This is a genomic window from Sinorhizobium sp. FG01, from assembly GCF_002531875.1.
Lineage (GTDB): Bacteria > Pseudomonadota > Alphaproteobacteria > Rhizobiales > Rhizobiaceae > Sinorhizobium > Sinorhizobium fredii_C.
The window spans coordinates 330,093-344,212 of record NZ_NWTB01000002.1 but is presented as its reverse complement, the minus strand read 5'-3'; the positions used below and the strand labels follow the sequence as shown (position 1 = coordinate 344,212).

Annotated in this window: 8 protein-coding genes; 5 read left to right on the top strand and 3 right to left on the bottom strand. The window is 64.6% G+C overall.

Annotated elements, in window-relative coordinates; all coding sequences use genetic code 11:
- The first annotated feature begins 3 nt into the window (after positions 1–3).
- From CO656_RS01675 to pbpC, 3 genes are all read left to right on the top strand, one after another.
- Entirely contained in the window at positions 4–741 is a 738-nt protein-coding gene (locus tag CO656_RS01675; RefSeq protein ID WP_097524574.1) for an aspartate/glutamate racemase family protein, read from the top strand.
- 109 nt (positions 742–850) lie between these two features.
- Positions 851–6,301, top strand: a complete 5,451-nt coding sequence (locus tag CO656_RS01670; protein ID WP_097524573.1) for an alpha-2-macroglobulin family protein — start codon at positions 851–853, stop codon at positions 6,299–6,301.
- A gap of 389 nt (positions 6,302–6,690) precedes the next feature.
- Entirely contained in the window at positions 6,691–8,727 is a 2,037-nt protein-coding gene (gene pbpC, locus CO656_RS01665; protein ID WP_234819624.1) for a penicillin-binding protein 1C, read from the top strand.
- A 77-nt stretch (positions 8,728–8,804) separates the two neighbouring features.
- Here pbpC and CO656_RS01660 read toward each other — a convergent pair whose 3' ends face one another.
- Positions 8,805–9,110 (bottom strand): DUF982 domain-containing protein, encoded by a 306-nt coding sequence (locus CO656_RS01660; protein WP_097524571.1) that lies wholly within the window; start codon positions 9,108–9,110, stop codon positions 8,805–8,807.
- A gap of 280 nt (positions 9,111–9,390) precedes the next feature.
- Between CO656_RS01660 and CO656_RS01655 the strand changes: the two genes are divergently transcribed.
- Positions 9,391–9,870, top strand: coding sequence for an Hsp20 family protein (locus CO656_RS01655; protein ID WP_097524727.1), 480 nt, complete (start codon positions 9,391–9,393; stop codon positions 9,868–9,870).
- A 152-nt stretch (positions 9,871–10,022) separates the two neighbouring features.
- On the opposite strand, the gene guaD is transcribed toward CO656_RS01655, so the two are convergent.
- A complete protein-coding gene (guaD, locus tag CO656_RS01650) occupies positions 10,023–11,369 on the bottom strand; it encodes a guanine deaminase (protein WP_097524570.1) in 1,347 nt (448 codons plus the stop codon).
- Positions 11,366–12,604 carry a urate hydroxylase PuuD gene (locus CO656_RS01645; RefSeq protein ID WP_097524569.1) on the bottom strand — a complete coding sequence of 413 codons (1,239 nt, stop codon included), beginning with the start codon at positions 12,602–12,604 and terminating at the stop codon, positions 11,366–11,368. Before CO656_RS01645 ends, guaD begins: the two co-directional genes overlap by 4 nt.
- Positions 12,605–12,858: 254 nt before the next feature.
- Here CO656_RS01645 and CO656_RS01640 point away from each other — a divergent pair, with 254 nt between their 5' ends.
- Positions 12,859–13,809, top strand: coding sequence for a LysR family transcriptional regulator (locus CO656_RS01640; RefSeq protein WP_037417012.1), 951 nt, complete (start codon positions 12,859–12,861; stop codon positions 13,807–13,809).
- The last annotated feature ends 311 nt before the right edge of the window (positions 13,810–14,120 follow it).

Sequence of the window (14,120 nt, the reverse complement as noted above, 5' to 3'; positions counted from 1 at the left end):
TCCATGCGCATTCTACTCGTCAATCCCAACACGACCGTCTCAACGACCGAAAAGGCGGCGGCCGCCGCACGGGCGGTGGCGGCGCACGGCACCGAAGTCATCGCTGCCACGTCAAGGAGCGGGCCGGCCTCGATCGAAGGGCACTACGATGGAGCGATCGCCGTCCCCGGCGTGCTCATGGAAATACGCGAAGGAGAGGCGGCGGGAGCAAACGCCGCGATCATCGCCTGCTTCGACGATACCGGGCTTGAAGCCGCCCGAGCCCTCGCCGGGATCCCGGTGCTCGGTCTTTGCGAATCCGCGGTGATCACCGCCGCACTCGTTGCCCAGCGCTTCGCCGTGGTCACGACGCTCGAGCGTTCCCGCGTCCTCATCGAAAACCTTGTGCGCCGCTACGGCATGGGCGACCGGGCGAAGGTCCTTGCCGCCGACATTCCGGTCCTCGCGCTTGAAGACAAGGCGTCGAGCGCTTCCGACAAGCTTAGGCGGCGGATCGAACGGGCGCTAGACGACGGCGGCGCCGAGGCGATCGTCCTCGGCTGTGCCGGCATGGCCGACCTCGCGCAATCGCTGCAGCGCGAATACGACATTCCGGTCATCGACGGCGTCTCGGCGGCGGTCAAGCAGGCCGAAGCGCTCGTCGCACAGGGACTCGTGACCAGCAAGCGCGGCTCCTATGCCTCGCCCCTCTCGAAGGCTTATACCGGGGCGATGGAGGCCTTTGCGCCGGCTCGCAGCTGACCCGTGCCGACGAATCCCTATGGTTGCAAAGCTGGTTGTTGACAACGCTCTTCGAAGGTTGAAAGAGTGGTGCTCACTCGAAGCGGGCAGCGTTGGGAGGACTTTGTCGATGCGCGCGTTTCTCGGCCTTACCACCCTTCTCTTCGCGCTTCTTTCCCTCGGCACTCCGGCCGCGGCCGCCGAAGCCGACCGCAAGGTCGAGGTGACCGGCGACGCCGATTATTTCGGCTTCGATCTACGGACCGAGCAGAATGTCTCGCTCGACGAGTGCCAGGCACGCTGCATCGCCGACCGCGCCTGCAGGGCCTTCACCTACAATCCCAAGGTGAAGTGGTGTTTTCTCAAGTCCGACTTCAACCAGCTGAACACGTTCAAGGGTGCCATCGCCGGCAAGGTCGTCGAGACCGCCGCGGGCGAACCGGATCTCGGCGCCCCGCCACGACTGCCCTTCGTGTCGGACGACCTCCTGCAGCAGGCGCGCGACGTCAAGGCCGGGCTCGCCTTGGCAGACGATCAACTGGGCTTCGGCGTCAACGGGTTGATCGAAGCGGGCCGCAACGACTTGACAGCCGGCAATTTCGTCGCGGCGCTCAAGGCTTTCCGCGGCGCGCTGGCGATCACCCCGGAGAATGGGGACTTGTGGCTGGAGACCGCCAGAACAGCCAACCGCTTCAGCGGCGGCACGGATCTAGCAAGCGAGGCCGCCCTTGCAGCGCTCAACGGCTACCAGCTGACGAGGACCGCCCAGAGCCGCGCCGATGCGCTGGCCATCCTCGCCCAGGCGCTCGACAACCTGCAGAATTACCGAGCCGCGCTCCAGGCCTACAAGGCGAGCCTCGACCTCGTGCAGGCCAAGACGGTCGAGACGGCTTATCTCGACCTCAAGGAGCGCCAGGGCTTCCGCGTCACCGGCCACACGGTCGATGCGGATGGCGCAAGCCCGCGCGCCTGCGTGCAATTCTCCGAACAGCTGCTGAAGAACGGCCCCGACTACGCCTCCTTCGTGACGCTCGACGGCGTCGCCCCGAAGGCGGTCGAGGCCAAGGGCAGCGAGATCTGCGTCGATGGGCTCAAGCACGGCCAGCGCTACAAGCTGGCCTTGAGGCCGGGACTGCCATCGTCTGTAGACGAAGTCATCGAGACGCCGGTCAGCCTTGACATCTATGTCAAGGACCGCGCGCCGATGGTGCGCTTCACCGGCGACAGTTTCGTGCTTCCTTCGACGGCGCGGCGCGGCATCCCGATCGTCTCGGTGAACTCGGAAAGCGCCAACCTCAAGCTCTATCGCGTCGGCGACCGCAGCATCTCGTCGTTGCTGACAAGCTCTCAGTTCCTTACCCAGCTCGACGGCTATAGTGCCGAGCGCATCGAGACCGAGAGCGGAGAGCTCGTCTGGCAAGGCAGCATCGACATCAAGACCGACCTCAACAAGGAAGTGGTGACGAGCTTCCCGGTCGATGAGGCGCTGCCGAAGCGCAAACCCGGCGTCTATGTGCTGACGGCGGCTTCCGCGACTGCGCTCAGCCAGGACTGGGACGCGCGCGCCACGCAATGGTTCGTCGTTTCCGATATCGGCATCTCGACCTATGCCGGAACCGACGGGCTCACCGTCTTTGCGCGCTCGCTCGCAAGCGCCAAGCCGCTTGCCGAGGTCGAACTGCAGCTGGTCGCCAAGAATAATGAAGTGCTGGGCACCGCCACGACCGATGCGGAAGGCAGAGCGATCTTCGCCGCCGGCCTGATCCGCGGCACGGCGAGCATGGTGCCCGCCGTCATCACGGCCAGGAAAGGCGAGGATGATTACGTCTTTCTCGATATGACGCGCGCCGGCTTCGACCTTTCCGACCGCGGCGTCACCGGCCGTGCCGCACCCGGCCCGATCGACATCTACGCCTGGACGGAACGCGGCATCTACCGCACCGGCGAGACGGTGCATGCCGCAGCGCTTGCCCGAGACATCAACGGTCAGGCGATCGAAAACCTGCCGCTCACTTTCGTCTTCCTGCGCCCGGACGGGGTGGAGGATCGGCGGATCGTCAGCAATGGCGGCAAACTCGGCGGCCATACACTCGATCTGCCGATCCAGGAAAATGCCATGCGCGGCACCTGGACGATGCAGATCTTCACCGATCCGAAGGGCTCGGCGATCGGCGAGAAGCAGTTCCTCGTCGACGATTTCGTGCCGGACCGCACCGAGTTCGACCTGGCGAGCGATGCGAAGGCGATCGAAATCGGCACGCCGATCGAGGTCGCCGTCGACGGGCGCTTCCTCTATGGCGCACCGGCTGCGGGCCTAACACTGGAAGGCGAAGTGGCGGTCAGGCCGACGCGTGAGAACGAAGCCTTCAAGGGCTATGTCTTCGGGCTCGCCGACGAGGAGGCGAGCGAAGACAACCGCGTGCCGCTCGAAGGGCTCGAACCGCTCGACCAGGATGGGAAGGCCGTCATTGCCCTCGATCTCGGCGAGGTGCCGGCGACGACGCAGCTGCTCAACGCCACGGTCACGGTTCGCATGCGCGAAGGCGGCGGCAGGGCCGTCGAGCGCGCCCTGACGCTGCCGGTCAAGCCGGACGGTCCGATGATCGGCATCAAGCCCGAATTTTCCGGCGAGCTCGCCGAGAATTCGGTCGGCAAATTCCATGTCATCGCCATCGACGCGAACGGCGCCAAGGTCGCGATGCCCGGCCTCTCCTGGAAGCTGATCAGCGTCGAGCGGAACTATCAATGGTATCGCGACGGCAGCGCCTGGAAATACGAGCCGGTCATCTCCACGAAGCAGGTGGCAAACGGCACGGTCGACGTGACCGAGAACGGCGCCGAGATCGCCGTGCCGGTCGGCTGGGGCCGTTATCGGCTGGAGATCGAGACCGCGGCGGCGGACGGCCCGACCTCCAGCGTCGAGTTCGACGCCGGCTGGTATGTCGAAGCCACGTCGACGGAAACCCCGGACGGGTTGGAGATCGCCCTCGACAAGGCAAACTACGCGATTGGCGAGACGGCGAAACTCAAGGTTTCGCCGCGTTTTGCCGGCGAATTGCTGGTGACCGTCGGCACCGAAAACCTGATCACGACGAAGACGGCGACGATCGCCGAGACGGGCGGTGAAGTGGAACTGCCGGTCACCGCCGAATGGGGCGCCGGGGGCTACGTGACGGCGACGCTTTATCGGCCCGGCGACGCTCAGGAAAGCCGCATGCCGATGCGGGCGATCGGCATCAAGTGGCTTGCCGTCGACCCGGCCGATCGCAAGCTTGCTGTGGGTCTCGACGCACCGGAGAGGACGCAGCCGCGCCAGCCGCTCGATATCAGTCTCCAGGTCCGCGGCGCGGGCGCCAACGAGGACGCTTACGTCACGGTTGCCGCCGTCGATGTCGGAATCCTGAACCTGACGCGCTACGAGGCGCCCGACCCGGACGGCTGGTATTTCGGCCAGCGACGGCTCGGCCTTGAAATCCGCGACCTCTACGGTCGCCTCATCGACGGCTCGCTCGGCGCCACAGGGCGACTGCGCACCGGCGGCGACGGCGGGCAGATGCCGCTGCAGGGCAGCCCGCCGACCGAAAAGTTGGTCGCCTTCTTCTCCGGGCCGGTGAAGCTCGACGCCGAAGGCACGGCGCATGTGCGCTTCGACATCCCGCAGTTCAACGGCACGGCCCGCGTCATGGCGGTCGCCTGGACGAAGTCCGGCGTCGGCCATGCGGTGAAGGACGTCGTCGTCCGCGACCCGATCGTCGTAACTGCCAGCCTGCCGAAGTTCCTGGCGCCCGGAGACCGGGCCGGCCTCAGGCTCGACATCGCCAACACGGACGGCCCGGCCGGTAACTATCAGTTGCAGGTGACGACCAACGGTCCGGCCACGGTCGAACAGATCGCTCCATCCCAGACCGTACAGCTCGGTGCCGGCGGCAAATCCACAGTGACGCTGCCGCTCACCGGCCAATATCCGGGCAACGGCCTTGTCACCGTCACCCTCTCGAACGCCGAGGGCCTGTCACTGGAGCAGGCGGTGAACATCCCGGTTCGCCCGGCCGCACTGCCGATCACGCAGCGCCAGGTCGTCAACATCGCCGCCGGCAGCAGCCTGACGGTCGACGATCAACTGCTGGCCGACAGTCTGCTGCAGGGCGCCTCGGTCAGCCTCAACGTGACCCGTTCGGCCGCCTTCGACGTTCCGGCGCTGCTGATGTCGCTCGACCGGTACCCCTATGGCTGTGCCGAACAGACGACGAGCCGCGCCTTGCCGCTGCTCTATCTCAGCGAACTCTCGAAACAATCCGGACTTGCGGAGGACGGCGAGGTGGCAAAGCGCGTGCAGGAGGCGATCTACCGCGTGCTTTCCTACCAGTCCTCCTCCGGCAGCTTCGGCCTCTGGAGCCCCGGTTCCGGCGATCTCTGGCTCGACGCCTATATCACCGACTTCCTGACCCGCGCCCGCGAGCAGAAGTTCGACGTGCCGGAACAGGCGATGGTCCAGGCGCTCGAAAACCTGCAGAACGCGCTGAGCTACGAAACGAACGTCAAGGACCGCGGCAACGAGATCGCCTACGCGCTCTACGTGCTCGCCCGCAACCGCAAGGCCGCGATCAGCGACCTTCGCTACTATGCAGATACGTTGCTTGGCGATTTTCCGACGCCGCTTGCCAAGGCGCATATCGCCGCGGCACTCGCGCTCTACGGCGATGGCGGGCGATCGCAGGATATCTTCGCGGCGGCGGTCAACATGTCGACCGGCCTCGTCAATGTCAGTCTCGCCCGCTCCGACTACGGCTCGTCGCTGCGCGACGACGCGGCGGTGCTGGCGCTCGCAGCCGAAAGCCGGCCGGTGCCGCCGATCATTCCGGAGCTTTCAAAAATTGTCGCCCGGGAATGGGAGCAGGCCCGCTACACCAGCACCCAGGAACAGGCCTGGATGCTGCTCGCGGCGCGCGCCGTCCAGGGCGGCGACGAGGATATGAAGCTGGAGGTCAACGGCGCCCAGCGCACCGGCAGCTACGCTGCCCGGATAACCGGCGATGCGCTGATCGAGCACCCCGTCGTCATTCGCAACCACGGCACTGACGCCGTTTCCGCCGTGGTGACGACCGTTGCGGCACCCGCTCAGCCGCTCTCGGCCGGCGGCGAGGGCTTCACCATCGAGCGGACCTATTACACCCTCGACGGCGCCGAGGCGAATGTCAGTGAGGCGCGACAGAACGAACGCTACGTAGTCGTGCTCAAGGCAACGGAGAGCAACGACTGGCCGTCGCGCGTGCTGATCACCGACCTCCTGCCGGCCGGCTTCGAGATCGACAATCCGAGTCTTGTCGACAGTGCCCAACTCTCGAATTTCGAATGGATCGGCGAAGTTCAGGCCGCCCACACCGAGTTCCGCAGCGACCGCTTCGTCGCCGCCTTCGACCGGTCGAGCGGCGACAATCGCGAGATCACGCTTGCCTATGTCGTGCGCGCCGTGACCCCCGGTACGTACGACCATCCGGCCGCAAGCGTCGAGGACATGTACCGGCCACAGTTCTCGGCCCGGACGGCGACTGGGCGCATGGAGGTGCTCACGGCACAGTAGAACGCGCGATGTCCATTTGGCGACAGTTCATTATCGGTGTGCCGGGGCGGTTTCTTGAGCGAATAGGATTGTGTCGCCAGGGCGTCGGCCCGGCATCACCCCCCTCTGCCCTGCCGGGCATCTCCCCCACAAGGGGGGAGATCGGGGATGCGACCGCTCGCTCCACAACCGGCATCGCGCTCAAGGCGCGTCCGCCGATTGTAGACGGAACCACCAAGTTCGACGCGTTTTGGAAGCAAAGACCTAGCAACCGGCCGATCTCCCCCCTTGTGGGGGAGATGTCCGGCAGGACAGAGGGGGATAGCGCCGGCCCTATCCATTGCGATGCTCCTCGAAGCCCAACGCGTTCCCCAGTACGTGCCCTGATCACGCTGGCGATCGTCCTTATCATGACTGGACTTGTGGCGATCGGCCTAGAATGGGCTGACCGAACCTTCCCGCCGCCACTTGAGCGCGCCCAGATCTTCTCCCGCGAGGTTCTCGACAAGGATGGACACCTCTTGCGCGCCTTCGCTACGCCGGATGGCCGCTGGCGGCTGAAGACGAGGGTTGATGATGTCGACCCGCGTTTCCTCGACATGCTGGTTGCCTATGAGGATCAGCGGTTTTACGAGCACCACGGCGTCGATCCGCTGGCGCTCGGACGGGCGGCACTGCATTTCGTCACCAATGGCCGCATTGTTTCCGGCGCCTCGACGCTCTCGATGCAGGTGGCGCGGCTGATCGAGCCGCGCGAGCGACGGACATGGGCGGCAAAGCTGCTGCAGGTCGCGCGCGCCATCCAGATCGAGCGGCGGCTCGGCAAGGATCAGATCCTCGCCCTTTATCTCACCCATGCCCCCTACGGCGGCAATCTCGAAGGCGTGCGTGCCGCAAGCCTTGCCTGGTTCGGCAAGGAGCCGCGCCGCCTCGCGGTCGGCGAGGCGGCCCTGCTCGTCGCGCTGCCGCAATTGCCCGAGAAGCGTCGCCCGGACCGCAACCTGGCGGCGGCCGATGCCGCGCGAGAACGGGTGCTCGGCCGCGCCGCGGTCGCCAAGGTCATCGGCCAAGGCGAATCTGAGCGTGCGGCGATGACCGCCATACCGACCCGCCGCCTGCAGCTGCCGGCCCATGCGGCGCATCTGGCGGAAGCCGCGCTCCGCAAGGAGCCGAAGGCGCTCCGCCACGAGACGACGCTCCGCCGCGACATCCAGCGCGGGCTGGAAACGGTGGCGCGGGAGGGGGCGCAGCGGTTGGGACCGAAGGTGTCGGTAGCAATGGTGATGGCCGATGCGAGGACCGGCGAGATCGTCGGCGAGGTCGGCTCGGCGGATTATTTCGACGCAAGCCGCTCCGGCTGGATCGACATGGCGCGGGTCACCCGCTCGCCCGGATCGACGCTGAAGCCTTTCATCTACGGGCTTGCCTTCGAGGAAGGCATCGTCAGCCAGGAGACGATCATCGAGGATCGGCCGGCGGATTTCTTCGGCTATCGGCCGCGCAACTTCGACATGAGCTACCAGGGCGATGTCAGCGTGCGCGAGGCGCTCCAGCTTTCGCTCAACGTGCCGGCGATTCGGCTGCTCGACGCAGTCGGGCCGTCGCGTCTGATGGTTCGCTTCCGCCGCGCCGAGGTGCACCCGAAGCTGCCGCCGAACGAAGCGCCGGGATTGGCCATCGGCCTTGGCGGCGTCGGCATCACGCTTCGCGACCTGGTTCAGCTCTATGCCGGGCTTGCCAATCGCGGCTGGCCGGTTCGGCTCGGCGACGGCATCGAAGGCAAGCCGGGGCTGATCGACGGCGAGCCGCTGCTTTCGACGGTCGCCACCTGGCAGGTCGCCGACATCCTCTCCGGCGTGCTGCCTCCGGCCGGAACCCGTCAGCACGGCATCGCCTACAAGACGGGCACCAGCTATGGCTATCGCGATGCATGGTCGGTCGGCTTCGACGGCCGCTACGTGCTCGGCGTCTGGGCGGGGCGGCCGGACAACGGCGCCGTCCCCGGATTGAGCGGCTATGGCGCGGCCGCTCCGATCCTGTTCGAAGGCTTTGCCAAGGCCGGCATCGCCATCACCGCGCTGCCGGACGCGCCGGCCGGCGCCATTCGCCTGGGGCAGGCCGACCTGCCGATCGGTCAAAGGCGCTTCTCGGTGACGGCGAACGGCCTGCCGTCCACATCCATCCGTGAAGCCGCGCCGCGGATCGTCTTTCCGCCGGAAGGCGCGCGTGTCGAGCTTGGTGCCGCCGCCGGCCAGGCAATGATCCCTTTGACCCTGAAACTGCAAGGCGGCCGGGCACCGTTCCGCTGGCTGGCGAACGGCCGCCCGCTGCCGGACGTGACGCGCCGCCGCGTCAGCCAATGGCTGCCCGACGGCGGCGGCTATTCGACCCTGACGGTCATCGACGCGCTGGGCCGGGCCTCTACGGTGCGCGTTTTTGTCGAATGATGCTCAATGTCCGGGTATAAAGCGACGTTAGGCATTGATCGGAAGGCCGGAGCGCTTCCGACCAATCATTCCCTTCATCAGGCTGATATCGCAGTCTTTGGTTCAGCGCTTCGCGGTTCGTGGCGCGGCGTCACCATAACCAGCGGCATGCCCGCCTCCAGGCAGGCCGCGATGAAGGCCTCCCGGGCCACCGCCGCCGGTGTCATCCTGTTCAGTGCCCGCAGGCAGGTGCGCAGCGCGCGCTCGTAGCGCTCTCCTTTGCGCAGCGGCCACTCGTTCTCGAGAAAATCGACAGCCTCGTAAACTGAGGTGAAGGTCCGTTCCAGGCCGTTTGAGAGGCGCACTGTCAGCGGAATCGTCCAGGGAATCTCATTGAGAAGCATTTTTTCCTCCTTTCTGATACCGTCAATGGATCGCACGCACAGAGATATTTGGCGTCGAAAAGCCAGATTCAAGAACCCAACAAGCCCGAGCCGCGCACTTCTTCTCCAGGCCGCCGCGGGGCGCCCGAGAAGCGGTGAAATGGGCGTGAAATGCCTCTTGAATCCATGGTTCGAGTAACTAAATCGATCGTGTGGGCCGCCTTTCAGGGGTCTCACGGTCGAGGAGCTCCGGCCTCTTCGGCGCTCGTCATCGTCCATGTTGCTCAAGGAGGATATGGCTATGAGAACAACCTTCGATTTTTCGCCGCTGTCACGCTCCAGCGTGGGCTTCGACCACTTGTTCGAACTGCTCGACTCTGCAAACCGCATGGCACCGGCCGACAACTGGCCGCCTTACGACATCATGCGCGTTGGCGAGAGCCAGTATCGCATAGCGATGTCGGTTGCAGGCTTCAGCCCGGACGAACTCACCATCACGCACGAGCAGCGGCTGCTCGTCGTCAGCGGTGAGAAGGTCGGCGAGGACAATGCGGAGTATCTCTATCGCGGCATTGCCGCTCGTAACTTCGAGCGCCGCTTCCAGCTTGCCGACCATGTGATGGTCACCGGCGCAAACCTCACCAACGGTTTGCTTACGATCGATCTCGTCCGCGAGCTTCCGGAACAGATGAAGCCGCGGCGCATCGATATCCAGCAGGCCGGCGTGCTGCCCGCCGGCGAGGTGAACAAGCAGATCAAGGGCGATAAGCACGCCGCCTAGCGGCGAAGAAATTCCGCCAAAGCGCCGGCGATGTCGGCACTTCGGCTTGGGGCAAACGGGAGGCGAGGTGCAGAAATCCGGCGACGGGCCTCATCCCGCTCCATCGCTTCTTCCCGTTCGAAACGGGGGCCGGATCTGCCGGCCTCCGGCCTTTAAACCAGTTCCGCCTTCTTCGGGGCCAAGTTCTTGCCTTGTCCTCTCCTGCCGTGCTTCATCGGCTGCCCCGCCACATAGACTTCCGCGACGCAGCGATCGTCGCCCATCGTCTGCAGGACGAAGAGCTCTTCGGCAAGTGAGGATGCCACCTGCATCCTGAGTTCCATCGCCGGCTTGGCACGGCTGTCGAGAATGACGATATCGGCGTCGGCGCCGGCATGCAGCGAACCGATGCGATGCTCGAGGTCGAGGGCACGGGCGTTGCCGAGCGTCATCATGTAGAAGGAGCGGAGCGGCGAAAGCCGCTGGCCTTGAAGGTGGAGCACCTTATAGGCTTCGTCCAGCGTTTCCAGCATCGAGAAGCTCGTTCCGGCGCCAACATCGGTTGCGACTGAATGGCGGGCACCGAGCTTATCGAAGCGGTCGCGATCGAACAGGCCGCTGCCGAGGAACAGGTTGGAGGTCGGGCAGAACACGCCGACGGCGCCGTTCTCGGCAAGCACCGATATCTCGCGGTCGCTCAAATAGATGCAATGGCCGAGCAGCGTCTTGCGGCCCAGAAGCTCATATCGGGCGTAAATGTCGGTATAGTCCTTCGCTTCCGAATAGAGCGAGGTGGCAAAGGCAATCTCGTCCTTGTTCTCGGAAAGATGCGTCTGCACGTAGCAGTCCGGATGTTCGGCGACGAGCGCCCGGCTCATCTCCATCTGCTCGGGCGTCGAGGTGATGGCGAAGCGCGGACCGATCGCGTAATGCGCCCGCCCCCGGCCGTGCCACTTGCCGATCAGGTGCTTCGTTTCGTCATAACCCTTCTGCGGCGTGTCACGAAGCGCCTCGGGGGCGTTGCGATCCATCATCACCTTGCCGCCGATCATCAGCATGTTGCGCTCTTCGGCTGCCGTGAAAAAGGCGTCGACGCTTTCCGGATGGACCGAGCAATAGGCGACGGCCGTCGTCGTGCCGTTCGCGAGAAGCTCGTCCAGGAAGCGGCCGGCGACGAAGTCGGCGTGCCGGCGCTCCCTGAACTTCTGTTCCTCGACGAAGATATAGGTGTTCAGCCATTCCAGAAGCTGGGCGCCATAGGAGGCGATCGCCTGCGTCTGCGGGAAATGCAGGTGCGTATCGATGAGACCCGGCAGGACGAGATGAGGGCGATGATCGGCGATGCTGATACCGCGGCCGGTCCGTTTCGCCACGTCAGCATAGGTGCCGACATCGGCAACCTTGCCGTTGCGGACGAGAACGGCGCCGTCCTCGTGATAGCGGTAGGCGGTCGCATCGTCGATGCCCTCGGGCTCCTTGACGAAGGTCAGCACGCGGCCGCGGATCAGCAAGTCATTCATTGAATCGTTCCTTCCTTCACGGCTGTCTCGTACCAGGTGGCCAGCAACTGCCGTTCCTCCTCGGTGACACCGGTGACATTGGCGGGCGGCATGGCGTGCGAACGCCCCGCCTGCAGATAGATTTCGCGGGCGTGCTCGACGATATCGCCGTCGCTTTCGAGGATGACGCCCTTGGGCGGTACGACGATGCCTTCCCAGCCGGGCTCCCGCGCATGGCACATGGAGCAGCGGCCAAGCACCGTGTCACGCACCTTCGAAAAGTCCGCCGCGGCCACGACCGCCCGCTCGGCGGTCGACGCCCTCGCCTCGCTTCCCTCGGTCAGAACCTTGGGCACCGTCGAAAGCCACATGATGACGATGAAGAGGAGCACGGTGACCAGCCAGGTCCAGGTCGGGGCGCCCTTTCGGGCGTGCTGCGTGTTGAACCAGTGGCGGATGGTGACGCCCATCAGGAACACCAGCGAGGCGATGATCCAGCTGTACTCGGTGCCGAAGGCGAGCGGATAGTGGTTCGACAACATCAGGAACAGAACAGGCAGCGTCAGGTAGTTGTTGTGCGTCGAACGCTGCTTCGCCTGCTTGCCGAGAGCCGGATCCGGCGTGCGGCCGGCGATCAGATCGGCGACCACCTTCTTCTGGTTCGGAATGATGATGAAGAACACGTTGGCCGACATGATCGTCGCCGTGAAGGCGCCGAGATGCAGATAGGCGGCGCGGCCGGTGAAGAGCTGGGTATAACCCCAGGCGACGGCGACGAGGATGAAATAGAGCAGCGCCATCAGGCGGGTGTTGTCGTTGCCGAGCGGCGAACGACAGATCGTGTCATAGGCGAGCCAGCCGAAGGCGAGCGACGCCAGCGAGATGGCGATCGCCGTCGGCTTCGACACGTCGAGCACGCTCGGATCGATCAGATAGAGATCCGCGCCGGCATAATAGACGAGGGCCAGCATGCCGAAGCCGGAAAGCCAGGTGACGTAGGATTCCCATTTGAACCAGATCAGGTGCTCCGGCATGTTTTCCGGCGCGACGAGATATTTCTGGATGTGATAGAAGCCGCCGCCGTGGACCTGCCACTCCTCGCCATAGGCTCCGGCTGGCAGGTCCGGCCGCTGCCTGAGGCCGAGGTCGAGCGCGACGAAATAGAACGACGAGCCGATCCAGGCAATGCCGGTAATGACGTGCAGCCACCGCACCGCGAATGTCAGCCAGTCCCAGGCAATGGCATATTCGTACATAGAGGCCTCCCATTTCTCTAAAGTGCGTCGCGTTCAAACGAGTTGACGTGACGCGCTTTAGATCTTTGTCTTCATGCATGCCGTTGTCCCAAAACCGCTTACGCACTTTCGGGCGACATGCATTGGGCCGCATTATGTGTCATTGCTTGGAGGCGCGAGAAATGCCGCGAGATCACCAACTCTTTCAAAAAAAACTATAAAATAGGCGCCTGGCAGGCGCGGTAGTCTGGACCCGGAGGAGCGGAGGCGGGAGCATGTCCTATCTCGATAATGTGCGCGTCTTCGTGCGCGTCGTGGAACTTGGAACGCTGTCGGCCGCGGGCCGCGACCAGCGGGTAACCCCGGCCGTCGCAAGCAACAGAATCAAGGAGTTGGAGCGGCATATGGGCGTGCGCCTGTTCAATCGCACGACCCGGAAACTGACGCCGACCGAGCATGGCCGCGTCTTCTATGACGGTGCCGTAAAGATCCTCGAGGCGGTGAACGAGGCGGAAAGCGCCATCGCCGATCTGTCGCGCAATCCCAAGGGCGCCGTGCGCATTACCGCGCCGCTCGGCATAGGTCGGCGGCTGATCGCATCGGGCGTTCCCGAATTCCACGACCGCTATCCGGATATCGAGGTGCGGCTGCGGCTTTCCGACCGCAATGTCGATATCCTGAGCGAAGGAATCGATGTCGCCTTCCGGCTCGGAATTCTCGAGGATTCCAACCTGCGCATGCGCGGCATCATGAATTGCGATCGCGTGCTCTGCGGCGCTCCAAGCTATCTCGAGAAGCGCGGCGTTCCAAGGACGCCGGACGAGCTCATCACCGAGCACCACGACTGTCTGCTGCTGCGCTATCCCGGATCGAAGGAATATTACTGGACGCTGCAGACGCCGGAGGGGGTACGCAAGTTCGAGGTCGGCGGTCCCTACGATTCCGACGACGGCGACGTTCTGACCCAATGGGCGCTCGACGGCCGCGGCATCATCAACAAGCCGCTCTTCGAAGTGAAGCAGCATATCAACGATGGCACGCTCGTGCCGATCCTTGAAGACGCGCCGCCGCTCGGCGCACAGCTCGCGGCCATTTACCCGCACAAACGGTTTCAGGATCCCAAGGTGCGCCTGATCATCGACTTCATGGCCGAGCGCTGTCAGCGGCTGATCGGCAAGATGCTGGCCGAGCCCGCGACGGCGCGGCTGGAGGAGAGTGTGACGTAGAGTGGGTCGGGGCGGAACGAGAGCCTCGTCCGGAAACGCAACTAGGCGAAGGAGTACTTGTAGCGACTTGGTGGCGACGCTAGTCGCGGAGACGAACTCCCGCTTGGGGTGGGAAGCAGGCACCCCGCTACGGCTAGCGAGAACGGCCGCCATACCGTGGGGCCCAAGACATGATATCGGCGGCCGACAGGCGGAAACATCCGTTTTCGCTGTCCGTGGGAATGATTGATAGCTGGCGTATTACCTGAATCAGGTTTCAGGTTCTTGACCGGGCTGCCTATTCTCCTCGGAAGCCGAGTGGTCTCCATGAC

Bases quoted from the DNA above. Each gene is read 5' to 3' on its own strand.
- CO656_RS01675 (WP_097524574.1), top strand. From the start codon at position 4: ATGCGCATTCTACTCGTCAATCCCAACACGACCGTCTCAACGACCGAA.
- CO656_RS01670 (WP_097524573.1), top strand. From the start codon at position 851: ATGCGCGCGTTTCTCGGCCTTACCACCCTTCTCTTCGCGCTTCTTTCC.
- pbpC (WP_234819624.1), top strand. From the start codon at position 6,691: ATGACTGGACTTGTGGCGATCGGCCTAGAATGGGCTGACCGAACCTTC.
- CO656_RS01660 (WP_097524571.1), bottom strand. From the start codon at position 9,110: ATGCTTCTCAATGAGATTCCCTGGACGATTCCGCTGACAGTGCGCCTC.
- CO656_RS01655 (WP_097524727.1), top strand. From the start codon at position 9,391: ATGAGAACAACCTTCGATTTTTCGCCGCTGTCACGCTCCAGCGTGGGC.
- guaD (WP_097524570.1), bottom strand. From the start codon at position 11,369: ATGAATGACTTGCTGATCCGCGGCCGCGTGCTGACCTTCGTCAAGGAG.
- CO656_RS01645 (WP_097524569.1), bottom strand. From the start codon at position 12,604: ATGTACGAATATGCCATTGCCTGGGACTGGCTGACATTCGCGGTGCGG.
- CO656_RS01640 (WP_037417012.1), top strand. From the start codon at position 12,859: ATGTCCTATCTCGATAATGTGCGCGTCTTCGTGCGCGTCGTGGAACTT.